This window comes from Paraburkholderia sp. J76 (genome assembly GCF_905220295.1).
In the GTDB taxonomy this organism is placed as follows: Bacteria; Pseudomonadota; Gammaproteobacteria; order Burkholderiales; family Burkholderiaceae; genus Paraburkholderia.
This window is the reverse complement of sequence record NZ_CAJMZJ010000001.1, coordinates 354,982-378,117: the sequence shown is the minus strand read 5'-3', so window position 1 is coordinate 378,117 and position 23,136 is coordinate 354,982. Positions and strand designations below refer to the sequence as shown.

Genomic DNA, 23,136 nt, shown 5'->3' with positions numbered 1-23,136 from the left:
GCGGGGGAAACCCTGGCATTGACCGGAATCAAAACCCTCCCTCACAATGAACCATATCGTGGACTACACGTCCATATTATGGACAAACGAGAGCAGCCGATGACGGACAAAGCCTATTCCCCCATGACGCCCTATCAGCTTCCGTTCCCCAAGGAAGCGCAGCAGGAAATCGTCATTCCTCACGCCATTCCCACCGACGAACGCGTGTGGGTGCCCCAGGCTGAAAACGTGTGGTTCCGCCCGCTGTGCCTGAACACGGCGCAGGGCTACTGGATGAATTTGCTGCGCGTGCGCAAGTCAGGTGTCCTGAGCAGACACCGGCATCCGCAGGCCGTTCACGGCATGGTGCTCAAGGGCCGCTGGCGCTATCTGGAACACGACTGGGAAGCGACCGAAGGCAGCTACGTGTTCGAGCCGCCCGGCGAAACGCACACGCTCTACGTGCCGGAAGACGTAGAGGAAATGATCACGTACTTTCAGGTGAACGGCGTGATGTTCTATTGCGATCCGTGGGGCAACTACACGGGTTATGAAGACGTTTTCACGAAGATCGACATGTGCCGCAAGCATTACGCGGCAGTGGGTCTCGGCGAGGATTACGTGGACCAGTTCATTCGATGAGCCGCGCCCAGTACGATTTCGCGGGGCGCGTAGCGGTGGTGACCGGCGCGGCGGGCGGCATCGGCCGCGCAATCTGCCGCGCATTCGCACGCGGCGGCGCGCGCACGGTCAACTGGGACCGCGTGCCCGGCTCGCTCGATACGCCCGATGCACCGCGTCACATCGAAGCCGACGTCACGCGCCCCGAGACGATCGAAGCGGCGCTGGCCGCGACGTTCGCCGAATTCGGGCGCATCGACTATCTCGTGAACAACGCGGGCTTCGCAGGTTCCACCGTTCCCCTCGACGTCTACGATCCCGCCGAATGGCAACGCATTGTCGACGTCAATCTGGTGGGTACCTATCACGTTTGCCGCTTTGTGGTGCCCGCCATGCGCCGCGCGGGTTCGGGGCGCGTCGTCAATGTGGCTTCGCTCGCGGGCAAAGAAGGCACGCCCAACGCATCCGCCTATAGCGCGGCAAAGGCCGGCGTGATCGCGCTCACCAAATCGCTTGGCAAGGAACTCGCGCAAACGGGTATTCTCGTCAACGGCATTGCGCCCGCCGCTGTGGAAACGCCGCTGCTCACGCAGATGTCGCCGGCCCACGTGCAGACGATGATCGACAAAAGCCCCCTCGGGCGTCTTGGCACCGTCGATGAGGTTGCCGATCTCGCGCTATGGCTTTGTTCGGATTCCTGCACGTTCAGCACCGGCGCGATATTCGATCTTTCCGGCGGCCGCGCGACGTACTGACACACACACGATAACAGCCAAAAGGAGACAATCCATGACAAAAAAATCGCAACGGCTCAAACGCACACAGACGATAGCCATCGCCTTTCTGACGATAGCGGGCATCGTGAACTATCTGGACCGCAGCACGCTTTCCATCGCCAATCATTCGGTGGCGGAGGAACTGCATCTGAGCGCTTCGCAAATGGGCTTGCTGCTTTCTGCGTTCTCGCTCGCTTATGCGTTCGCGCAATTGCCGGTGGGCGCCATGCTCGACCGTTTCGGCTCGCGCGTGATGCTCGGGCTCGGCATGCTGGTGTGGTCGGTTGCGCAGGTCACGGGCGGTTTCATTCAAACACTCAATCATTTTCTGGCGGCGCGCGTCGTGCTGGGCATCGCCGAGGCGCCGCTCTTTCCAGCGGGCGCCAAGGTCATTCACGAATGGTTCGCCGTGCGCGAACGCGGCGCGCCCACCGGTACATTCGTTTCCTCGTCGACCATCGCGCCGATGATCGCGCCGCCGCTTCTCACCGTGCTCATGCTCGCGTTCGGCTGGCGTCCCATGTTCATCATCATGGGCATGCTGGGCGTGCTCGTCTCGATCGGCTGGTACATGGTCTATCGCAACCGCGATCAAGTCACGCTCACGGCTGAAGAAACGGCATGGCTCGAAGACGGCGCAACCGAAGCACCGAAAAAGAGCGCGCTGAGTTTCGCCGAGTGGGGCATGCTGCTCAAGCAGCGCAACACGTGGGGCATGATCTTCGGCTTCATGGGCGTGATCTACATGGTGTGGCTCTATCTCACCTGGCTGCCCGGCTATCTGGAGAAGGAACGCCATATCTCCATCGCGCATACGGGCTGGCTCGTCGCCATTCCCTATGTGTTCGGCACCATCGGCATGGCGAGCAGCGGCTTCATTTCCGACTACCTGCTCAATCGGGGCATGGCGCCCATCCGCAGCCGCAAGTGGCCGCTGTGCGTCGGCCTGATCGGCGCGGCCGCGTTCACCGTGCCCGCGGCCTACACGCCGAGCACGGCGCTCGCCATTACCTATGTCTCCGTCGCGATGTTCTTCGTGAACATGTCGAGCGGCGCGGCCTGGGCGCTCGTGAGCGTGGCAGCCCCTCGCCATCTCGTGGCTTCGCTTGGCAGCATGCAGAACTTCGGCGGCTATCTCGGCGGCTCGTTTGCGCCGGTCATTACCGGCATCGTGGTGGACCAGACGCATTCGTTCGTGAACGCCCTGCTCATTAGCGCAGCCGTTGCGTTCGCTGCCGCATTCGTCTACCTGTTCGTGGTCAGGGAAGTCGCGCCGGAAGGCGCGCGACGGGCAGCCGCCACCCAACCCACCTGATTCATCCATTCATTCGCACTCCGTATCATGACATTCAAGGACAACTTTCTCGCGGGCAAGGTCGCGCTCGTGACGGGCGGCCACTCCGGCATCGGCGCGGCCATCGCCAACCGGCTCGCGCAACTCGGCGCACGCACGACAGCCGCTGGCCTGCCGCCGGCCGCCGCCGCGCCCGATGCGCTCGATGCGGGCGTACAGCGCGCCTCGCTCGACGTACGTTCTACTGAAGACGTGACGCGGCTCGTCAACGGCTTCGATAGGCTCGATATCGTCGTGAATTGCGCGGGCGTGATCAGCCGCGGCGACGAGCACCAGATCGAAGCGTTCGAGCGCGTGCTCGACATCAATCTCAACGGCACCATGCGCGTGTGCGCGAGCGCGCGCGAGTTGCTCAAGGCCACATCGGGCTGCATCGTCAACACGGCTTCCATGCTGAGCTTTTTCGGCGGCGGCCTCGTGCCAGCATATAGCGCGAGCAAAGGCGGCGTGGCGCAGCTCACGCGCTCGCTCGCCATTGCGTATGCGAGCGACAACATCCGCGTGAACGCGCTCGCGCCGGGCTGGATTGCCACGCCTCTCACGCAGGCGCTTCAGGACGACGACGGCCGCTCGCAAGCCATACTTGAACGCACGCCGATGAAGCGTTGGGGAAAGCCAGAGGAAATCGCCAACGTGGCCGCGTTTCTCTGCTCGCCCGCCGCCTCGTTCATGACGGGCGCGATCGTGCCCGTGGACGGCGGCTATCTGTGCGCCTGATGTCCTGTCGTTGCGGGCATAATGGCGCCACACACGATGCCCGCCAGCTTTCCGATGTCGACCACTGACTCCCCCGCTCCTTCCCAGCCCGGCGACGCCAAAGGCGTTGCCGGCACGGCTGCCTTCTCGAAGTTCATCGCCGTGCTTCAGCTCATTGCCGACGCCAGCGCGCCGCCCAACATCGCGAAGCTCGTGACGGCGAGCGGCTATCCGCGCCCGACCGTGCATCGCATCGTCGCGGCGCTGCAGGCCGAAGGGCTCGTCGCTGCGGTGGGCGGCGGCAATACGTTCGCGCTCGGGCCGCGCCTCGTGAATCTCGCGAGCCGCAGTTGGGAGCGCTCCGACCTGCGCATCGCCGCCGTGGACGCCCTCATGGAACTGCGCAACATCACCTCGGAGACAGTGCACCTGGCCGTGCCCAGCGACGGCGCAATGGTGTACATCGAAAAACTCGAAAGTCCGCACGCCGTGCGCATGGCCTCGCGCATCGGCACGCGCGTGGCGCTCACGTCGAGTTCGGTCGGCAAGGCGTGGCTCGCGACGCTCACGGCCGCCGAACGCGAGCCTTTGCTCGCGCAGGCGCCACGCGTGCGCTTCACCGAGCATACGATGACGGACCTCGGCGCGATCCGCAACGAGGTCGAACTCACGGCGCAGCGCGGTTACGCCGAAGACCGCGAAGAAAACGAGCAATCGATCTGGTGCTACGGCGCGGCAATTCTCGGCGCCGAAGGCCGGGCGGTAGGCTGCGTGAGCGTCAGCATGCCGATGTTTCGCCGCCAGGCGGACGCGCAGCGCAGCTACATCGAACCGCTGCTCGCCGCATGCCGCGCGATTGCCGCGCGGCTCGGCCCGGCTTGCGCGCGTTAGCGCAACAGCGCGCGGCGCTGGCCTGCCGCGCCGTCGCGCCTATCGTCTGATCTGATCGATGCGCGAGAGAAATGTCGCAAGAATCGGTGAGCGGTTGTTCCGGTTATAGCCGACCACCAGTTCGATCGTCGGCGGTTCACCCTTGAGCGGCCGGCTCGTCACCGACCACGGCAGCAATTTCTCGGCATACGCGGGCAGCAGCGCAACACCGCGGGTCGAGGCGATCAACGACATCGCCATCGTGAGGTTGTGAACGCGATGCGCGGGCTCGATAGCGAGACCGTTCGCCGTCAGATAGCTCTCGATGGCGCGGCGCATGGGACCCGCCACATCGGAGCCGCCGATGAACAGCTCGCTCGCCAGCTCGCGCACGTCGATTTCCTTCAGGTCTGCCAGGCGATGATCGCTTGGCATCAGCACGACAAAGGGCTCCCGCGCGACCGTCACGTATTCGAGGTCCTGCCGGTTGGCCTCGGCACGCATGAACGCAACGTCCAGGCGGCCCGTCGAAAGTCCCTCGGCGAGATCGGGCGAATGTTCGCTCGATACCGTCATCTCCAGCGTCTGAAGGTCCCCTGCGAGCACGCGCGTCGCTTCGGCCAGCCAGGTCACTTCCTGGCCGCTCAGGAAGCCGACCGCAAAAGTCGGCTTCGATGGCCGCGCCGCCCGCCGCGCCGCCTCGCACGCCGCATCGACCTGGGCGAGCGCGAGGCGCGCATGGTCGAGAAATGCCTTTCCGGCATCGGTCAGGTCGATGCCGCGCGCGCTGCGCACGAACAGTTGCGCGCCCACTTCGTACTCGAGATCGCGGATCTGCCGGCTCAGGGAAGGCTGGGACGTATAGAGCCGCCGTTCCGCCGCGACGGTCAAGCTGCCCTCTTCCGCCACGGCAACGAAATAACGCAGATGACGCAGTTCCATGCGCACGGTCCTTTACGGTAGTCATGCCTGCCAGGTATGGCGTCCAGCTTACAAAGTCTTTTTCGGCGGGGCAAGCGCCAACTATCGTTCGATTCCATCAGCCAGACGAAGCCGTCTCCCCCTCAACGTCAGTCATCTGCTGGAAGGACACGATCATGAAGACCCTCACCGGAAAGACCGCGCTCGTCACGGGCGCTTCGCGCGGCATCGGACGCGCCACGGCGCTTGCGCTCGCGCAGGCCGGCGCGCAGGTCATCGTTCACTACGGCCACAGCGCGCACGAAGCGCAAGCCGTCGTTGCCGAAATCACGGCGGCGGGCAGCCGTGCGCATGCGATCCAGGCCGATCTGGCCGCGCCCGACGGCCCGCACCGGCTCGCACGCCAGGTCCGCGCGATCGTCGGCGAGCGGCTCGACATTCTCGTTGCCAACGCAGGCATCGCCAAGGCCGCCACGCTGGAGGAAACCGGCGTCGAGGACTTCGACGCGCTGTTCGCAGTCAACGTTCGCGCGCCGTATTTTCTCGTGCAGCAGCTTCTGCCGATCATGTGCAAGGGCAGCAACATTACGTTGCTTTCGTCGCTCGCGGCCCATGCGGCCGTAGGCGAATTGTCGGCCTACTCCGCCACGAAAGGCGCCGTCGATACCCTCGTGCGCCATTTCGCGGCCGACCTCGGCGCGCGCGGCATCCGCGTGAACGCGGTCGCGCCCGGCGTGGTGCAAACCGACATGTCGAGCTTCACCCGCACCGACGAAGGCCGCGACATGGCGCTCGGCCTGCAGGCCATCAAGCGGCTTGCCGAACCCGAAGACATCGCCGCCGCAATCGCCTTTCTCGCCTCCGACCAGGCCCGGTGGACGACCGGCGCGACGCTGCGCGTGGACGGCGGCTCGAAGCTCTAGACCCATCGACCAACCATACGACTCACGCACCGGAATCCATCATGACGCAAACCACCTCACTCCATCCGCCGCGCACGCGAGACTGGCTCGCGGTGCTTTCGATCGCACTCAGCGCGACCGTGTTCTGTACAACTGAATTCCTTCCCGTCGGCCTGCTGCGCTATATCAGCGAGGGATTGGGCGTCAGCGAGGGGACCGCCGGCATCATGGTCACGGCGCCCGGGCTGCTGGCCGCGATAGCCGCGCCACTTCTGACCGTAGCCGTGGGACGCTTCGACCGCCGTCGCGTGTTGCTCGGCCTCGGCCTGCTGCTCGTGCTTTCGAATCTCACGGCCATGCTTGCGCCGGACTTCACGATTCTCGTCGTGGCGCGCGCGCTGTTCGGCTTCGGTATCGGCGGCTTCTGGGCGATCAGCGTGGGGCTCGGGTCCCGGCTCGTGCCGGAAGAACAGGTCGGCCGGGCTACGTCGCTGATCTTCGCGGGCGTTTCGCTCGGCATGCTGATTGGCGGCCCGGCTGGAGCCTTGATCGGCGAACTGGCGGGTTGGCGCGCCGCGTTTGGCGCTGCGCTCGCGCTGTCCGTGGCGGCGCTGCTGGCGCAGTGGGCGTCGTTGCCTTCCCTGCACGTGGCCCAGCGTGTCGCCGCGCGCGACCTGCTCGGGATCTTCGGTACGCGGCCGGCCCGCATCGGCCTGATCGCCATGACCCTCGCCCTGTGCGGGCAGTTCGCGACCTACACCTATATCACCCCGTTCCTCGCGACGGTGCCGGGCTTTGGCGGCAAGGTCATCTCGTTGCTGCTGCTCGGCTATACGTTCATCGGTCTGCTCGGCAATTTCATCGGCGGTTCATCTGCACAACGTAACGTCAGGACGACCCTGATCGCGAGCATCCTGTTTATCGCGTTGCCGCTCGCCACGCTTCCCGCACTCGGCGCGAGCCGGCCGTGGGTGCTGATCGCGCTGGCCGCGTGGGGAACCGCGTACGGCGCGCTGCCCGTCGCGCTGCAGATGTGGATGGCGCAGGCGACCCGCGAAGTGCGCGAAGGCGGCATGGCGCTCTTCGTCGCCAACTTCCAGATTTCGATTGCGCTGGGTTCGTTCCTCGGCGGCCGCATCGTCGATGGCTTCGGGCTCTTCCACACCCTGTACTTCGGCGTGGGGCTCGCAGTGCTCTCGATCCTGACGCTCGCGCTAACAGGCGGCCATCCGCGCCGGATCGACGAGCCCGCGGCCTGCTGAACGCAATCGCGCGGGCTGCTAACGGGCGGCCCGCTTTACTCCGCTGTTCCGACCAGGAGTTGAACATGTCTACCCCGCATACGAACGAAAAGCCCGTCAAGATTCCGAGCCCCGACCATCCCATCACGATCGAACGGCATCCGTCGAGAATCGTCGTGAAAGCCGGCGGCAAGGTGATCGCCGACACCCGCGCGGCGCTGACGCTGCGCGAGGCGCGCTACCCCGCCGTGATCTACGTCCCGCGCAAGGACGTCGACATGACGCTGCTCGAACGCACCGACCACGCCACCTACTGCCCATACAAGGGCGACTGCGCCTACTTCTCGATTCCTGGCGCCGGCGAACGCGGCACTAATGCTGTCTGGACGTATGAGCAGCCTTACGCGGCGGTTGCGCCGATTCGCGAGCATCTGGCGTTCTATCCCGACCGTATCGACGCAATCGAGGAACTGCCCGCCGACGCGCCTTCCACCCAACAGGAGAAGCAACATGAATAACGCACCCGTTGTACTGATTACCGGCGCGCTCTCCGGTATTGGTCGCGCCACGGCCCTCGCGTTCGCACGCGAGAAGGCCCGCGTCGTGCTCGCCGGCCGCCGCGCCGAAGTCGGCGAAAAGCTCGCCGAAGAACTGCGCGCTACCGGCATCGAAGCCGAATTCATCCAGGCGGACGTTCGCCATGAAGAAGACGTCGAAGCACTCGTGCGGGGCGCAGTCGAACGCTTCGGACAACTGGACATTGCCGTCAACGCGGCCGGCGTCGAAGGGAAATCCGGCCCGCTCACGGAGCAGACGCCCGAACGCTACGCCGCCGTTTTCGACGCCAACGTGCTCGGCACCCTGCTCGCGATGAAACACGAACTGCGCGCGATGGCGGCGCAGCAGCGCGGGAGCATCGTCAATGTGTCGTCGACGATGGGTGTGCGCGGGGCCGCGGGCATGTCGCTTTACGCCGCCAGCAAGCATGCCGTCGAGGGCCTCACGAAGTCCGCGGCGCTGGAAGCGGCCGCTTCGGGCGTGCGCGTGAACGCCGTCGCGCCCGGCCCCATCGACACGGAGATGCTCACCCGGCTAACCGGCTCCAGCGAACGCAAGGCCGCCATGCTGTCGAGCGTTCCGCTCAAGCGCGCCGGCACGCCCGAGGAAATCGCCGAAGCCATCGTCTTCGTGGGATCGGACAAAGCCAGCTACATGACCGGCGAAGTCCTGCGCGTCAACGGCGGCAGGACCGCCTGAACCGGCCGGATATCGGCCAAGAGGAGAACAACATGTCCGCAAACCCTGCGCCCCGTTTCGACGATCTGCCGCCGGTCATGCAGGAAGTTCGGACCCGGCCGCTGTTCGTGGTCCGCCTGGGCGTCAAGCCAATCGTGACAGTCGGTCGGACGCCAAGCGCCTTGCGCCGCCTCGGCATCGTCGAGTCCGGCACCTTCGAGGGCGACCGGCTCGCCGGCACCGTGCTGGACGGCAGCAACGACTGGCAGACCGTGCGCGGCGACACCGGCACGACGCACGACGTGCGCCTCGCGCTGCGCACCGGCGACGGCGTCAATCTCCTGATGTCGTACCGCGGCGTCCGGCACGGACCGGCCGAGGTGGTCCAGCGTCTGGAACGCGGCGAAGTCGTCGATCCCGCGAGCTATTACTTTCGCATCAACCCTGTGTTCGAAGCGCCAGAGGGGCGCTACGAGTGGCTGAACAACATTCTGGCCGTCGGCGTCGGCCATCGCTTCGCTTACGGCCCCGTGTACAGCGTGTTCGAAGTGCTTTGATAGCCGCTGGAATCCCCCGGTTGGTCCGTCGGACCGGGGCCATGCCTGCTCCATACCTGCGAGGCATGGACGATTGCCTCGAAAGTCTTTTTACTGTTGCCGGCCAGCGCATACAGTACTCATCAACAGGCACCGCCGCCAAAGAACCTCAGGCAAGTGACTGGATTGAAATCGCAGCACCCATGCATTTCAGACATACCGTAAATCGACCGCTCAACTTACATCTGAAAGGATCACGATCATGGCCCACTTTACTCATCACACCGCGCCGACGCAGTACGTCGAGGCCAACGGCATCCGCTTCGCGTATCGCCGCTTCGGCAATCGCGAGGGCATTCCGCTCGTCATGAACATCCACTTCACCGGCACGATGGATCACTGGGACCCCGCCGTGACCGACGGCCTGGCCGCCGGACGCGAGGTCATCCTGTTCAACAACGCCGGTATTTCGAGCAGTTCGGGCAGCGTTCCCGAGTCGATCGAGGAAATGGCCGCCAACGCTGCCGCGTTCATCCGCACGCTCGGTCTCGAACAGGTCGATGTCCTGGGTTTCTCGATGGGCGGCCTGATTGCCCAGACGCTTGCGATTGCGGAGCCCAAGCTGGTTCGCCGCCTGATCCTCGTGGGCACCGGCCCGCGCAGCGGAGAAGGCATGGAGTCGCTAACGCCCGAGGCTCAGGAGATCTTCGGCACGACCTACGACGAACCGGATCACCTGTGGTTGCGCGTGCATTTTTCGCCGACCGAAACCAGCCAGGCCGCCGGACGCGCGTTCCTCGAACGCTTTGGCCGCCGCACGGAAAACCGCGACCCCGCCGCCAACGAAGCCGTCGCGCCGGCCCAGCTCGCGGCACTCGCCAAATGGGGCAAGCCGCAAGCGAATCCGTACGCGTACCTTTCCGCGCTCGCCCAGCCGACGCTGGTTGTGAATGGCGACAACGACGTGATCATCTACACGGTCAATTCGCTGATCCTGCGCGAGCACATTCCGAATGCCCAACTGATCATCTATCCGGACGCCAATCACGGTTCGCTCTATCAATACCCCGAGCGTTTCGTAGCAGACGTTTCCAGGTTCCTTTCCTGAGCCGTTAATCTTTTTGTAATCGTCACCCCGCGTTTTTGGCATATCGTTCAAGGAGAATTAATTGTGAGTACTAATCTTAATGGCAAGACAGCCCTCGTGACGGGCGCTTCGCGCGGCATCGGCCGTGCAACCGCCCTCGCTCTGGCCGCAGCAGGCGCGCGCGTGCTCGTGCACTTCGGCAGCGACGAACAGGCCGCGAATTCCGTGGTCGAGACAATCCGTGCGTCGGGCGGTTCGGCCGACAAGGTCGCGGCAGACCTGAGCGCGGCGAACGGCCCGCACGAACTGGCCCGCCAGGTGCGGACGCTGGTCGGCGAGCGCCTCGACATTCTCGTGGCGAATGCGGGCGTGTCCAAGGCCGCGCCAATCGCGGAAACGACGGTCGAGGACTTCGACCGCCTGTTCGCCGTCAACGTGCGCGCGCCGTACTTCCTCGTCCAGCAGTTGCTGCCCGTTCTGGGCGAAGGCAGCAGCGTGGTGCTGCTGTCCTCCCTTGCGGCCCACAACGCGGTGGGCAATCTGTCCGCCTACGCCGCGACCAAGGGGGCGATCGACACGCTGGTCAAACACTTCGCCGCATCGCTGGGCGAGCGCGGCATCCGCGTGAATGCCGTCGCGCCGGGCGTCGTCGAGACCGATATGTCGAACTTCGCCAGGACCGATGCGGGGCGCGACTTCACGCTCGGCATGCAGGCCCTCAAGCGCGTGGCGCAACCCGACGACATCGCAGGCGCAGCCCTGTTCCTCGCATCCGACGCGGCGCGCTGGGTGACGGGAGACACGCTGCGTGTCGATGGCGGCTCGAAGCTTTGATACCGGAGAGACGGCCATGACCCACGCAGCCTGCCCGAGCGTCTCCGCGAAGCAACGAGGCGCGCGTCGATACACGCCCGTCGCGCTCGGGCGCCGGGCCAGCTTCTGGGTCTCGGCCGCAGTGGTCGCGCATACCCTCTGGACCAGCGCGGCGCCCGCCATGACATACCGGCTTTACGCAAGCGAATGGCACCTCACGCCCACGACCACGGCCGAAATCTTCGCGATCTACCCGATCGTGGTCGTCAGCGTGCTGATCGCGTTCGGGGGCCTGTCCGACCAGATCGGCCGGAGAGCGACGATGCTGCTCGGCCTGGGCGCCTCGTTCCTCGGCGCGCTGACGCTTGCGCTCGCACACGATGTCTCATGGCTTTTCGCGGCGCGGGCGTTCATGGGCGTCGGCGTCGGTTTGACAGCCGGACCGTCGACGGCGGCGATGGTCGAATTCAACGGGGACGGTGCGCCGCGCCGCGCCTCCGTGGTGGCCACGGCCGCCCAGGCCGCGGGATTCGCGGCGGCGCTCATCGTGGGCGGCGCACTTACGCAATACGCGCCCTGGCCGTTGCATCTGGTTTTCTGGCTGCTGGCTCTGCTGATCGCTGCCTTGTTCGCCGTCGCGTGGTCCCTGCCCCGGCCTGGCGAGCGCAGCACGACGGGCCTCTTCACGCCACGCCTGCCCTCGGTGCCACCAGACGCGCGCACGGCTTTCATGGTCGCCGCATTCGCCATGACGACCGCCTATACGCACGGCGTCATGATCCTGTCGCTCGGCGGGCAGATTGCGCACGACCTGGTCCGCTCCCCCAACACGCTCGTCAATGGCTCGATCCTCGCGGTTTTCGCCATCGCGTCCGGTATCGTCAGCGTGCTCGCGAGATCTTTGCCGACCCGGCGCGCGATGATTGCGGGCGCCGCCGCGTCCTGTGCGGGCATGGGATTGCTGGCGGCGGCAAGCGCCATTCACGGAATGACGCTCTTCCTGTTTGCCACGGCGATAACGGGCGCGGGCTACAGCCTGCTGTTCCTGAGCGCGCTGGAAGTCATCAACCGCGCAACGCCCGTCGAACGACGAGGCGGCACGCTTTCGGCACTGTATCTGCTGGGCTATCTGGCCGTTGGCATTCTCGCGCCAGTGTTGGGTCGTGTCGCCACGGTCCACGGCCTGGGCTTCGCCGTGTACGTGGGCGCAGGCGTCATCGCCGCATTGAGTTGCGCCACGCTCGGACTCGCGCTCGGCGCGAGGCGCACAACAGACGATTGACCGCTGCGAAGCGGCCGCCGCAAACGTCACGCGGGCAGGCGCCTTGACGCTGAATTGCGACCTGTTAGACTGTTTCGAGGAGATGGCATTCTCCTTTAACCGCTCGCTGCGAGCCGATGATGCCTACCACCCGCCAGATGAACGGCATGTATTTGTCTTCGTCGAGGTCAAATCAAAACTGGGGCATCGAATATGTTTCAATCGGTTCTTGCAGTCGCTATCGGTGGAGCGCTCGGCTCGTTGTTTCGGTGGTTTCTCGGCGTGCGTCTCAACGGCCTCTATCCCGACCTGCCGCTTGGCACGCTTGCGGCAAACGTCATTGCCGGCTACATCATCGGCGTCGCCATTGCGTTTTTTGCGCGCTTACCCCAGATTCCGCCTGAATGGCGCCTGTTCGTCACAACCGGACTGATGGGCGGCCTCTCGACCTTTTCGACGTTTTCCGCCGAGGTCGTATCCGACCTTCAGCAAGGCCGCTTTGGCTGGGCCGCCGGCGAAGTCGTCATTCATCTTTCGGCATCGCTCGTCATGACCATACTGGGTTTCGCCACGGTTGGCGCGGTCTCGCGTCTGGCAATCGCGTGATTGCCGCCCGGCTACGCGGGCCTGTGCGATATTGCTATGCAATCCGAAACATGCTGGCAAGGAATCATCCTTACCCGTCTGCCCATGGAACATGAACGTTGACGAGCCCGGCGATTAACTTGAGCGTTTTCTCCGCCGCTTCGGTCTCTTCCGCGCTCGCGAGTTGCCTGCGTATTGCATCGTGTTTCGTCGCATAGCGCCGGAGATCGTCGGCGAGCCTTGAGAGGATCGCAGCTTCGCGCGTCAGAACGCCACTCGTCACATTGGCGTCGTCCAGGCCGGCTACCAACGCGGGAAGATGCAGCATGCAGATGCCGGACAACGCGTCCACGCCATGCGCGCTATCCTCGGCGAGACGCCCCGCGATCTCCGCAATCGCCGTATGCAAGGTCTCCATGCATAGTCTGCACAACTCACATTCGTGCGTATCGGGCAGCACGTCCTTGCGGTCGAGAACATTCCGGGCGCCTCCCGCGGCCGCGTGGGCCGCGCGCTCCAGCGTGGCGGCGAGCGCCCCGAGAAGCGCGGGATAGCCCACCGCGACGCCGCGCGGCGACGCGAGCGAAGCAAGTTGCCGCGTGTGGGTGACACACAGTCCCCGTGCCCGGGCATGACGGTTCTGCGACTGCGCACTGACGCTCAACTCATACTGGTAGTGGCATAAGAAGTCGAAACTCACCGACTGGATGCGCTCGCATATTTCGCAGGACGGAAGGTTTTGCAAAGAGCCCAAATCGACATCGGCCGGCGAGACTTGCATGCCGGAGGGACTGCGCACGCTCGCGCGATCGGCTTCGAAACGGGTTCGAAACGCCTGAATTTCCAGCGCAACGGCGCCAAGGTTTGCATCGGAAGGGGCTTGCCGCGCGACGTCCAGCAGCCGTTCGCAGAAGCTGGCCAAAAACGCGCGCCGCTTGCCTTCCAGCAGGAACAGGACCAGCGCGTCTTCGAGCGCGGCCACGCCGCTTTCGCGCAGGGCATCCATATCGCCGCGGGACTTCGCGGCTAGACCATCGCGCGCGGAAACCGGAAAAGGCGGCGAGGCGCGCGGTCCCAGCACGCGTTGCAACTGCTCGTTCACATACGCGAGCCCTTCCTCGCGTTGCGCCTGAGTCACCGTGTCCTGCTTGTTCAACACCATGAATACGTGACGGTCGTACCTCGCGGCCAGACGCAATACCGCGAATTCCTCTTCCGACAACGGGCTGTCGTAGCTCGTCACCACGAGCATGGCATCGGCCTCCGGAAGGAAAGCCTCCGTCGTGCGCGTGTTCTCGGCGATGGCCGAACCCAATCCCGGCGTATCGACGAAATGGAAACCTCGACGCAACAGTTCGGCAGGCAGTTGTACCTCGGCAATCTTCACGCCTCGCACATTGCCGGGGTTGGCGCGTTGCGTGATGAAACCGGGAAGGTCTTCCAGCGCAATGGTCGTCGAAAGACGCCGGCCTTCATAGTGGATAATGACTTTCTCAGTACTGCCATAGACTACTGCCGTAATCACCGCCGTAAGCGGCAGGATGCCGGTAGGCAGGCGCTCGACGCCGATCAGCGCATTCATGAGCGAGCTTTTCCCGCGCCCGAATCGCCCCACCACTGCGAGATTGAAGCGGTCCTCGGCGAGACGGACGAACAGATCGCGAATCTGCGCCGTGATCGGCTCGCCCATGTCCTTCGCCGCATCCGATAAAGTGCGCAGCATTCCCGCGAGTTCAAACTTGGCGTTTTCGTACTCACGAAGATCCATCGGACTCCTCCATTTACCGATCACGAGCCGCGACCCGATCTCGCGGATGTTGCGCGACCCTCGCAGGAAAACGACTGGAAACGGAAGCAACAGGACTACCCTGGCACGAAGCGTCGATGCGCCAGGAGCACAAGCAGGCTGAAAGGGAACTGGTGGTCGTGCCAGTGCCGCCTTCGAGCAGGCCAGCAGGCATCATCAGCCCGTGGGGGGCGGTCAGGGAGAATGCCATCTCCACCAGTGTCTTAATCTTATTCCCGGTTTCTGCGCGTCGCAACGGGTTCGCGGAGCTTGTGTGAATTTCAAGCGCGCCGTGCTTTCCGCGTTGCGGCGGCGTTTCAATATGCGATAGACTGACCTCGCGGAGATGGCATTCTCCCTCTAACCGCCGCGTTTTCTACTCGCGGCTAATGATGCCTACGGACCCCCTAAGGGGGCGCCGCAGGTCGTCTACCGGCGTCATCCCAGGGCACGTAAGCGAAACTGAGCGTGACCGCCATGCCCTCTGCTCGAACAGGCGCGCCCTGCAATACCAGCCTTAACGCCCGGCACCTCGCTACTGCGGGGCCAGAATGCGTCGTCTGCGCACAGCTTGCGGATGCGGACGAACGATACTTCGGACGCCTGATGCGCGATGCACGCGCACGAACGCTGCTTGCGCAAACCATGGCGACGAGCATGGGCTTCTGCGCGGATCATGCGGCCGTGATGGCATCGGCTGGCAACGCGGCGCGCGCGCTCGACGAGACGCTGCACGCGGCCGCTCGCCATCTCGGCTCATTGCTCGAGCGCACGGCCCTGCAGGACGAGTGGCTTCAGGACATTCTGTTTAATGCTCGCGGGCGCTGTCCCGCATGCGCGTATTTTCACCGCAGCGAAGGGCGTGCATTGGCGCGCGTGCTAAACGGCCTGAAAGACAACGGCAGGCATGCTCCTGTGCCGCCGCTGTGCTTCATCCACACCCAGCTTCTTGTGCAGCGTACGGAGCCGCCCTTGCGAGGGCGTTTCGTGCGTCAGCTACGCAACCTCGCTCACACCGCGATTGAGTTGCTCGATGCGCCGTCGATCAATGGCGCCGCTGGCGTGAGAGCCACGGTTTACCCACTGGCGCGCGCCACCATTCCCCGAGCGCCGACGCCCTGCGACTGTCCGGTCTGCGAGTCGATTCGCGTGACGCGCGGCCAGTGGCTGACGTCCGCCGCGCAGAACGTGCGCCTTGAACAACCTGGCTGGATCACGCTCCCGACCTGTCGCAATCACCTGTTCCTCTGTCTCGCGCAGCCCGACAGCGCGCTGCGGCGCGCGGCGCTTCAGCGCTATTTCGAGGCCGCGTTGCCCCGCCGCGCGATCGTGAGCGCCTCGGCATCGAACGACGCACCGAAAAAACGCCGACGCAGCAGGCTGCGCTGGTTCAATGCGGCCGGCGGCGCCGATCACGCGAATGGTACGGCGCACGAGCCCACAGCCGTTCACCGGGAATCGTGCCCTGGCTGCGACACCGAAGAAATTGCGGCGCGCAGCGCCATTGCCCGCTTGATCCGGGAGGTGTCCCGCGCGAAGAACGACGATATCGCTATGCGGATCACCTCGAAGGTATGCATCAAACACTTCGCGGAGGCTCTTATCTACGCGTCGGATCCGGTAATCGAGCGGCGGCTGAACACTGCGCTTTGCCGTATCCTGCGTCGAGACCCCAATGCACCGCCAGCGCCGGAGTTCGCAAAAAGCATAGGATGCCAAACGAAATCGCTACTCTTCGGCACCGCCTGAATTTCTTGCCGACGCGTTCCGGCGGCTGACCCACGCGAATACCGGAAGCGCCAGGCACTGCGCAATCACACAGAAAGCGACTGCGCCCGCAATCGACGTGTCGTAGATCCAGCCAATCAGCGCGCTGCCCGCAAACCAGCAGACACCATAGACCGCCGTAAACAATCCAAACGCGGACGCTCGCCGCGAGCGGCTTACCATGGGCGCCACGGCTGCGGGAATGATGGACTCGTGAACGCCCATGCCCATGCCCCAAAGCGCGGCGCCGAGAACGACGTACTCCACGCGGCCCGCAAAAAACACCAGCGGCGCGAAAGCCGCCGCAACGACGGTCAACACGATCAGGACGCGAAAACCGTAGCGGTCAAAGAGCAGTCCGAGAACGAGAGAGGCCCCGCCGCTCACCGCCATGGCGACTGCGTAAAGCAGCGGCACCCAGTCCGCCGGAATCACGCGATGAACGGACCAGTGATACGCGATCAGCGGGTAGTCCGCAAAGCCGGCGGCGACGAGACCTGCGCCCGCGAGATACACCCAGTAGTCCAAAGGATAACGATCAGCGGTAACTTCGTCGGCCTCGCGTTGCTCCAGATCCTCGGGACGCGGAAAAGCGATGCGCGCGAGCGCGACGAAGCACAGGTTGAAGAACGCCGGGATCGCCAGAACGGCGAACGCGAACCGATAATCGCCATGCACGGCGACGATGGCGGCGACCGCGAGCGGACCCACCATGGCGCCAAACTGGTCGAACGCCTCATGAATCCCAAACGCCCAACCATAGCCGCCGATGCGCTTTGCGGCGCTGGCGAGCATCATGTCTCGCGGCGGATTGCGAATGGCCTTGCCCGTGCGCTCCAGCACGATCAGAACCGCGGCGAGTTGCCAGCTATGCACGAAAGCAAGGAGCGGCACCGCGCTCATCTGCACGACATAGCCCGCGATGGTGATCGGCCAGAACCGGCGAGACGCATCGGCGAATTTCCCTGATACGACCCGCAGTCCATAACCGAGCAGTTCGCCAAACCCGACAACGATTCCAATGACCGTCGCGGACGCACCCATGGTGGCGAGCCACGGCCCGAGAACGCTTCGCGCGCCCTCGTAGGTGCAATCGGCAAAAAGGCTGAGCGCGCCCACGAGGAGTACGAACCTCATGGCGCGCCGCGCCGCGAATCCATCGGTGCCGTTCATTGGATAGATAGCAGTACCAATCACCACCCGATCACGATCTTCACAACCGGTTATCCCTCGACTACGGCGCCTTCGCAGGGAAGAAACACGGCGCGCACGTTATGAAGCCCTTTGCCGTGCGCGCCCCAGAACGCCCTCACCTTGCTTTCGAGGTCGATCAGTTCGATGCAATGCGGGAAGCGGTGATGCGCGGCCTCGACGTGTTCGTGATGAACGCGGTCTCCGTTCAGATAACCGGCGTGCACGCGGTGCAGAACCGCCTGCTCGATGCCGGCACGCCGGGCATGCTCCAGCAAGTGGCGCGCAAGACTCGGCCGCGTGAAGCGCTGCCAGAAGCGCCTCGGTTCGTGGGCGTGGGCGCGTTCGGAGTGGTGAAAATACAGGCGAAGCGAAATCAGTCTGGACATGGTCTTCAGGGGAATGGTGATCGGATCACGACTGGGTTGACGCTGCCGCGGCGGCCGCGGCGCGACGCGCGCGCCGAAGCGCCGGAATGTCGGAAAGACGCATTCCCGCAGGCAAAAGAGGATGTTTGGCATGACCGACACGCTGTGCGCGATAAATGCCCGTGTGCCCGGAAAAAAGATAGGCCACGACGCACGCGAGCGCGGCATACACCGCGATGTCCGAACCGAACAGTTCGATGGCCATGATGGTCGATGCAATCGGCGTGTTCGCGGCACCGGCAAACACGGCGACGAAGCCGAGACCGGCCAGTACGGGAATCGGCAGCGCCAGCACATGACCCAGTGCGTTGCCCAGTGTCGCGCCGATATAGAACAGCGGCGTCACTTCGCCGCCCTTGAAGCCGGACGCCAGCGTGACAGCCGTGAAGGCGAACTTGCCGGCAAAGTCGTAGACCGGCAGCGGTCCGTTGAACGCCTGAACGATCGTGGGGATGCCGAGCCCCAGATATTGCGGCACGTTCAGCAGCACGCCGGCCAGCGCGACGATTGCGCCGCCCAGCAAGGGTCTCGCGGGCGCGTAGGCGATCTTGCGCTTGATGAGAGCGGACAGCGCGTGGGTCGAGTCGGCGAACAGCATGCCCACCACGCCAAACGCAATTCCCGCGACGATCACCGAAGCCGCACCGAGCGCCGTGACGGGCGGCACGGCCGGAATGCTATACACGGTGTGATGGATGCCCCAAACGCGGCATACCTGGTCCGCCACGACCGACGAAGCGATACAGGCAAGCAGCGCGTCGTACCGAAGGCGGCCGATAGCGAGCACTTCGAGGCCGAACACGGCGCCCGCCAGCGGCGTGCCGAAAACCGACGAGAAGCCCGCTGCAATGCCGCCCATCAGCAGAATCCGGCGCTCCTCCTTTTGGAGGCCGAAGAGCGTCGTTACCTGGTCGGCCAGCGCGCCGCCCATCTGCACTGCCGTGCCCTCGCGGCCCGCGGAGCCGCCAAAGAGATGCGTCACCACGGTCGCGATCAGCACGAGCGGCGCCATGCGTTTGGGCACGATCTTCTTGGGATCGTGCACCTCGTCGATCAGGAGATTGTTGCCGCCTTCGACGGACTGGCCCACCCGGTGATAGACCCAGCCCATCGCGAAACCCGCCAGTGGCAGCAGCCACAGCAGCCACGGATTGTCGAGGCGAATGTCGGTTGCGCGATCGAGCGCGTAGAGGAAGACAGCGGATGCGGTGCCGGCGAGCGTGCCGAGAATGGAGGACAGGAGCAGCCAGCGCGCCATGTACGGCAGCATGGCCACCTGCTCGAGAGACTTCAGGTTTTTCATGATTTCCAGGTTTGAAACATCATCAAACCCGGGCGACGGGGGCTCCGCACAGACGGCCTACGACCTCCTTCACCCAGGAACTCGTAGGCATCATCAGCCGCTGACGCGGCGGTTACGGGAGGTATGCCATCTCCGAAAGCCGTGCGATTGTAAGGGACGCCGCGCCCTCCCGCAACCCGACTGTCGCAAAAATGAGCAGGCGGGCGCTACTTCTCACGCCGGCATTCGCGCACGCCCGACATGGCTTCGAGCCGCGAGCAGATCGCCGAGAATTCGCTGGCGCTCATCCGCGACAGCGCGATCTGCACGTCGTCGAGTTCGGCGTCATCCTCGGACTGCTGGACGATGAACTGCTTCACGCGCACGCTGCCCGAGCCGAGGGCCTTGTGCACGGAGTCGAGGGTGACGCTGCCGCGTGCGACCAGCAGTTGTATGTTGCGTTGCTGGCGCACGGAAATGAAACGCCGCTCCAGCGGCTTCATGCCGGCCAGGATGATCAGGATGATGGCCGTCGCGCCGATTGCGGCCGTGTACATGCCGCCGCCCACCGCAAGACCGATTCCGGCCACCGACCACAGGCTCGCGGCCGTCGTGAGCCCGCGAACGACTTCGCCGCGAAGCAGGATTGAGCCGGCGCCCAGAAAGCCGATCCCCGATACGACCTGCGCCGCCACCCGGGATGGATCGAGCACAACGTTCTTTTCGCCGAGCACGTCGGCAAAACCGAATGCCGAAACCAGCATCATGAGCGCGGCGCCCACGCATACCAGCATGTGCGTGCGCAGACCCGCCGCCCAGTTTAGACGCTCGCGTTCGAATCCAATCACGCTGCCGAGAAGTGCCGCGATCAGCAGGCGCGACAGCAGTTCGAGATTGCCAATCACGATGAAACTCCCCTGGTTGTCACGGGGACAACGTCCCCTAAACGTCTTATTTTGACATTTTCGTGACAACTGTGCCGCGCAGGAAGGCGCAGCGCTAAAGGAGCGTGAGGAAAAGAATCGCGATCAGCAATCCGCCGATCAAGGCCAGATAAAAATTCAGATTGCCCGACTGCAAGGCGCGCAGCTTCTCCGCGCACCGGTTCACGATCCGTACGGCAGGGTCGAACAGGTGACGCTCGAACAGGTCGGTGACGCCTGCCGAAAACACAAGGCGCTTGATGAAGTACTCGCGTTGCTCGTGCTCGCGCGTGGTGCTGATGGTCGGCTGGTACACAAAGCTATAGAACGTGCGCATGGCGTTCGAGAAAGTGAGCGCGGTGGTCATCGCGTCGCGCGGGTTCGTCGTCATGCCGCCGAACCAGACCGGCGCCCGCCTGACCGCGCGACGCTTCGCGAGCCATAGCAGCGCGAGCGGCAGAATCGCCAGCAGCGGCATCACGATGATGAGCTTCGATGGCGAGATAAAGGCGAACTTGCTGGTGAGCGGAACGAGCACCCAGCCGGCGACCATCGCCTGCGGACTGTTGGCGTTGAACAGCGCCTGGGCGTCCGCCGCCAGCGCGTTGAGCCACAAGGGCGCGCCGACTGCCACCGCCAGCACGCAGACACCGAGGATGCCCACCGCGACTGCGTTTGCGCGCGGCACCAATGGCGTTACGTCGACGTCCGGCAACCCGAGCAATCCCAGACCAAAGACCTTGACGAAGGTCGCCAGCGCGACGGCGGCCGCAAGTGCGAGCCCGGCGCCGGCAAGCACCAACGCGAGCCGTCCGGCGAACGACGAAAGGTGAAAGCCCTGGAAAACGGACTGGAATACATACCACTCGCTGACGAAACCTGCCTGAGGCGGAACCGACGCGAGGCTCATCACGGCAAACACCGCGCCTAGCCCCAGCAGAAAACCGCTGCGCTTGAGCCAGCCGCGCGAGACGATGTCGTAACTCCCGGAGGCGAGGAAAATGCCGTCGGCGGTGAGAAAGAGCGCCCCTTTCGCGAGCGCATGACCGGCCAGATGCAGCATCGCCACGGTCCAGGCCAGGCCGGCGAGGTCGGGAAGATGGTCGGCGCGAAAAAGCTGCGTCACGCCCAGCATTACCACGGCGACCGATGCGTTCTCCGCCGACGAATAGCTCAACAGCGCCCGCCAGTCGTCCTGCTGGAACGCAAAGAGCACGGCCAGGATCGCGCTCACGACGCCCACCGCGATGGCGATCACGCCCAGGCCGAACGCCGTATCCGAATGCGACGCCACGTTGAGCCAGGTGTTCCATCCGCGGCTCAAGGCGAAATACGCGGCGTTGAGCACGACGCCCGAAAAGAGCGCGCCCGTCGCCCCGCTGCCGCTCGAATAGGCCCTCGGAAACCATTCGTAGAAGGGCAGCAAGCCAAGCTTCGCGCCGAACCCGACGAGAAGCGCAATACCCGCGAACCATGAAACGACGTTGCCGGATGTCGTTGCATTGGCAACGAAATTGCCGAATCCGGTTCCGCGCGCGGCGTGATCGAGCAGAATGATCGCAAAGACTAGCGCGACCGCGCCGACCTCCAGAAGGGCGAGCATCAGCAAGACCGGCTTTGCTTCGTTCTCCTGCGCACGTTCCCCCGCGAGCATCAGCGCGCCGCCCAGGCTCATCACCTCCCATGCCACCAGCAGCGCGGTCCCCTCCTGCAGGCCGGTCACGCCGAGCGCGCCAAGAAGGCTGAATGCCGCGCCCGCATACCAGCGCCCCGAGCGCCCCGCAAGCGGCGATCCGAGCCAGCAGGCAAAGATGGCCGGGACCAGCCCGAAGCCCAGCAACCACAGGCCGGACGGTTCGACGGCGAACGAAACAGGTTGGGACGCGAGCGAAACGCCCAGCGCGACGGGCATTGTTCCCAGCGGCAAAGCAACGAGACACGCGAGCATCCCGAGCACACAGCCCGCGCCAAGCAGCGCGCGGACCGGGCGATGCATGACCCGCAGGGTAGACAGGACGGCGGCCAGCGCCCAGGCCGCGGCCGCCATGCCGAGCAACTGGTTAGCGTTCAATCCGGCCTCCCCTCATGCGCTGCTCCGCTCGCCCGACGATCATCAGCAGCGCGTGAATCAGCGCCGCGGGATTGGGCGGGCAGCCCGGCAGATAGACATCGACAGGCACGACGCCGTCAAGCCCGGTGCCCGATGCGTAGTTGCCGCCCGAGACGCCGCCCGAAACCGCGCAGGTGCCGGTTGCAATGACCCAGCGTGGCGCGGGCATTGCCTCCCAGGTCTCGAGAAGCGGTCCTTGCATGGCCTTCGTGACGGGCCCCGTGACCAGCAGCACGTCGGCGAAGCGAGGCGACGGCGTGAAGAAAATCCCCAGCCTGTGCAGGTTGTAGAAGGGATTGTTCAACGCCTGCAGTTCGGACTCGCAGCCGTTGCACGACCCCGCATCCACGTGCCGGATATGCAGGCTGCGCCCGAACGCGCGGCGCCCATGCGCCACGATCTCGCGGGGAACGCGCTCGCTGAACGCCGCGTCCCATTTGAGATCGAGCCGCTCGCCAACCCCGAGCGCCCAGTCCGCCGATGGCGTAAACGCGGCAGTCGGGCAAACTTCGGTGCAGCGCTGGCACACGATGCAGCGCCCCCAGTCCACTTCGGGCGGCGTAACCGTGTCATCTTCGCGCGGCGCGAAGCGGATAGCGTGAGTCACGCAAACCTGCGCACACTCGTCGCAGTGCGGCCGGCATTTCGACGGGTCGTAGCGCGGCATGCCGAGCACGCCCTGCTGCCCGTCCTCGCCGCCTTTCGACGGCCAGTCCGTGCTCGCACTGCCTTCCTTGAGTCCAAACCAGGTCCAGAGCGACATGGCGCGCG

General features: G+C 64.7%; 23 protein-coding genes and 4 riboswitches. Of the genes, 15 read left to right on the top strand and 8 right to left on the bottom strand.

The annotated features are described in order from the left end of the window. Window positions 1-99: 99 nt before the first annotated feature. From U5768_RS01755 to U5768_RS01735, 5 genes are read left to right on the top strand one after another with little or no spacing between them, the layout of a single operon-like run. Entirely contained in the window at window positions 100-621 is a 522-nt protein-coding gene (locus U5768_RS01755) for a 2,4'-dihydroxyacetophenone dioxygenase family protein (protein WP_322028657.1), read from the top strand. Next, the gene (locus U5768_RS01750) at window positions 618-1,355 is read left to right on the top strand and encodes an SDR family NAD(P)-dependent oxidoreductase (protein ID WP_322028656.1); all 738 of its coding nucleotides are present in this window, start codon (window positions 618-620) and stop codon (window positions 1,353-1,355) included. Before U5768_RS01755 ends, U5768_RS01750 begins: the two co-directional genes overlap by 4 nt. 34 nt (window positions 1,356-1,389) lie before the next feature. Beyond that, window positions 1,390-2,691 carry an MFS transporter gene (locus U5768_RS01745; protein WP_322028655.1) on the top strand — a complete coding sequence of 434 codons (1,302 nt, stop codon included), beginning with the start codon at window positions 1,390-1,392 and terminating at the stop codon, window positions 2,689-2,691. Between the two features lie 27 nt (window positions 2,692-2,718). Then, window positions 2,719-3,447, top strand: coding sequence for an SDR family NAD(P)-dependent oxidoreductase (locus U5768_RS01740; RefSeq protein WP_322028654.1), 729 nt, complete (start codon window positions 2,719-2,721; stop codon window positions 3,445-3,447). 54 nt (window positions 3,448-3,501) lie between these two features. Further along, window positions 3,502-4,317 (top strand): IclR family transcriptional regulator, encoded by an 816-nt coding sequence (locus U5768_RS01735; protein ID WP_322028653.1) that lies wholly within the window; start codon window positions 3,502-3,504, stop codon window positions 4,315-4,317. A gap of 39 nt (window positions 4,318-4,356) precedes the next feature. Here U5768_RS01735 and U5768_RS01730 read toward each other — a convergent pair whose 3' ends face one another. Next, the gene (locus U5768_RS01730; protein ID WP_322028652.1) at window positions 4,357-5,238 is read right to left on the bottom strand and encodes a LysR family transcriptional regulator; all 882 of its coding nucleotides are present in this window, start codon (window positions 5,236-5,238) and stop codon (window positions 4,357-4,359) included. A gap of 155 nt (window positions 5,239-5,393) precedes the next feature. Here U5768_RS01730 and U5768_RS01725 point away from each other — a divergent pair, with 155 nt between their 5' ends. From U5768_RS01725 to crcB, 9 genes are all read left to right on the top strand, one after another. Beyond that, entirely contained in the window at window positions 5,394-6,140 is a 747-nt protein-coding gene (locus tag U5768_RS01725) for an SDR family NAD(P)-dependent oxidoreductase (RefSeq protein WP_322028651.1), read from the top strand. 41 nt (window positions 6,141-6,181) lie between these two features. Next, window positions 6,182-7,381, top strand: coding sequence for an MFS transporter (locus tag U5768_RS01720; protein WP_322028650.1), 1,200 nt, complete (start codon window positions 6,182-6,184; stop codon window positions 7,379-7,381). Window positions 7,382-7,446: 65 nt separating this feature from the next. Next, complete coding sequence (locus U5768_RS01715; RefSeq protein WP_322028649.1) at window positions 7,447-7,878, top strand: DUF427 domain-containing protein; 432 nt, start codon at window positions 7,447-7,449, stop codon at window positions 7,876-7,878. Beyond that, entirely contained in the window at window positions 7,871-8,617 is a 747-nt protein-coding gene (locus U5768_RS01710) for a glucose 1-dehydrogenase (RefSeq protein WP_322028648.1), read from the top strand. Before U5768_RS01715 ends, U5768_RS01710 begins: the two co-directional genes overlap by 8 nt. A gap of 32 nt (window positions 8,618-8,649) precedes the next feature. After that, window positions 8,650-9,153 (top strand): DUF3237 domain-containing protein, encoded by a 504-nt coding sequence (locus U5768_RS01705; RefSeq protein ID WP_322028647.1) that lies wholly within the window; start codon window positions 8,650-8,652, stop codon window positions 9,151-9,153. 241 nt (window positions 9,154-9,394) lie between these two features. Further along, the gene (locus U5768_RS01700) at window positions 9,395-10,240 is read left to right on the top strand and encodes an alpha/beta hydrolase (protein ID WP_322028646.1); all 846 of its coding nucleotides are present in this window, start codon (window positions 9,395-9,397) and stop codon (window positions 10,238-10,240) included. Window positions 10,241-10,303: 63 nt separating this feature from the next. Further along, window positions 10,304-11,053 carry an SDR family NAD(P)-dependent oxidoreductase gene (locus tag U5768_RS01695; protein WP_322028645.1) on the top strand — a complete coding sequence of 250 codons (750 nt, stop codon included), beginning with the start codon at window positions 10,304-10,306 and terminating at the stop codon, window positions 11,051-11,053. 16 nt (window positions 11,054-11,069) lie between these two features. Beyond that, complete coding sequence (locus tag U5768_RS01690) at window positions 11,070-12,314, top strand: MFS transporter (protein WP_322028644.1); 1,245 nt, start codon at window positions 11,070-11,072, stop codon at window positions 12,312-12,314. A gap of 69 nt (window positions 12,315-12,383) precedes the next feature. Then, a riboswitch (Fluoride riboswitch) is annotated at window positions 12,384-12,447 on the top strand. A gap of 59 nt (window positions 12,448-12,506) precedes the next feature. Next, complete coding sequence (gene crcB, locus U5768_RS01685; protein ID WP_322028643.1) at window positions 12,507-12,899, top strand: fluoride efflux transporter CrcB; 393 nt, start codon at window positions 12,507-12,509, stop codon at window positions 12,897-12,899. 70 nt (window positions 12,900-12,969) lie between these two features. Here crcB and U5768_RS01680 read toward each other — a convergent pair whose 3' ends face one another. Then, window positions 12,970-14,646 (bottom strand): dynamin family protein, encoded by a 1,677-nt coding sequence (locus U5768_RS01680; protein WP_322028642.1) that lies wholly within the window; start codon window positions 14,644-14,646, stop codon window positions 12,970-12,972. Between the two features lie 179 nt (window positions 14,647-14,825). Further along, window positions 14,826-14,888: riboswitch (Fluoride riboswitch) on the bottom strand. 109 nt (window positions 14,889-14,997) lie between these two features. Next, window positions 14,998-15,070, top strand: a riboswitch (Fluoride riboswitch). Window positions 15,071-15,132: 62 nt separating this feature from the next. Between U5768_RS01680 and U5768_RS01675 the strand changes: the two genes are divergently transcribed. Beyond that, the gene (locus U5768_RS01675; protein WP_322028641.1) at window positions 15,133-16,413 is read left to right on the top strand and encodes a hypothetical protein; all 1,281 of its coding nucleotides are present in this window, start codon (window positions 15,133-15,135) and stop codon (window positions 16,411-16,413) included. Here the strand turns inward: U5768_RS01675 and U5768_RS01670 are convergent. The 6 genes from U5768_RS01670 to nuoB form a co-directional block, all read right to left on the bottom strand. Then, on the bottom strand, window positions 16,393-17,568 hold the full coding sequence (locus U5768_RS01670; protein WP_322028640.1) for an MFS transporter: 1,176 nt from the start codon (window positions 17,566-17,568) through the stop codon (window positions 16,393-16,395). The genes U5768_RS01675 and U5768_RS01670 overlap by 21 nt on opposite strands. 86 nt (window positions 17,569-17,654) lie before the next feature. Further along, a complete protein-coding gene (locus U5768_RS01665) occupies window positions 17,655-18,011 on the bottom strand; it encodes a DUF190 domain-containing protein (protein WP_322028639.1) in 357 nt (118 codons plus the stop codon). Between the two features lie 25 nt (window positions 18,012-18,036). After that, a complete protein-coding gene (locus tag U5768_RS01660; RefSeq protein ID WP_322028638.1) occupies window positions 18,037-19,353 on the bottom strand; it encodes a voltage-gated chloride channel family protein in 1,317 nt (438 codons plus the stop codon). 77 nt (window positions 19,354-19,430) lie between these two features. Then, window positions 19,431-19,496, bottom strand: a riboswitch (Fluoride riboswitch). Window positions 19,497-19,559: 63 nt separating this feature from the next. Further along, window positions 19,560-20,237 (bottom strand): MgtC/SapB family protein, encoded by a 678-nt coding sequence (locus U5768_RS01655; protein ID WP_322028637.1) that lies wholly within the window; start codon window positions 20,235-20,237, stop codon window positions 19,560-19,562. Window positions 20,238-20,331: 94 nt separating this feature from the next. Continuing rightward, entirely contained in the window at window positions 20,332-22,326 is a 1,995-nt protein-coding gene (locus tag U5768_RS01650; RefSeq protein WP_322028636.1) for a proton-conducting transporter membrane subunit, read from the bottom strand. Then, a complete protein-coding gene (gene nuoB / locus U5768_RS01645) occupies window positions 22,316-23,128 on the bottom strand; it encodes an NADH-quinone oxidoreductase subunit NuoB (RefSeq protein WP_322028635.1) in 813 nt (270 codons plus the stop codon). Before nuoB ends, U5768_RS01650 begins: the two co-directional genes overlap by 11 nt. Window positions 23,129-23,136: the final 8 nt, after the last annotated feature.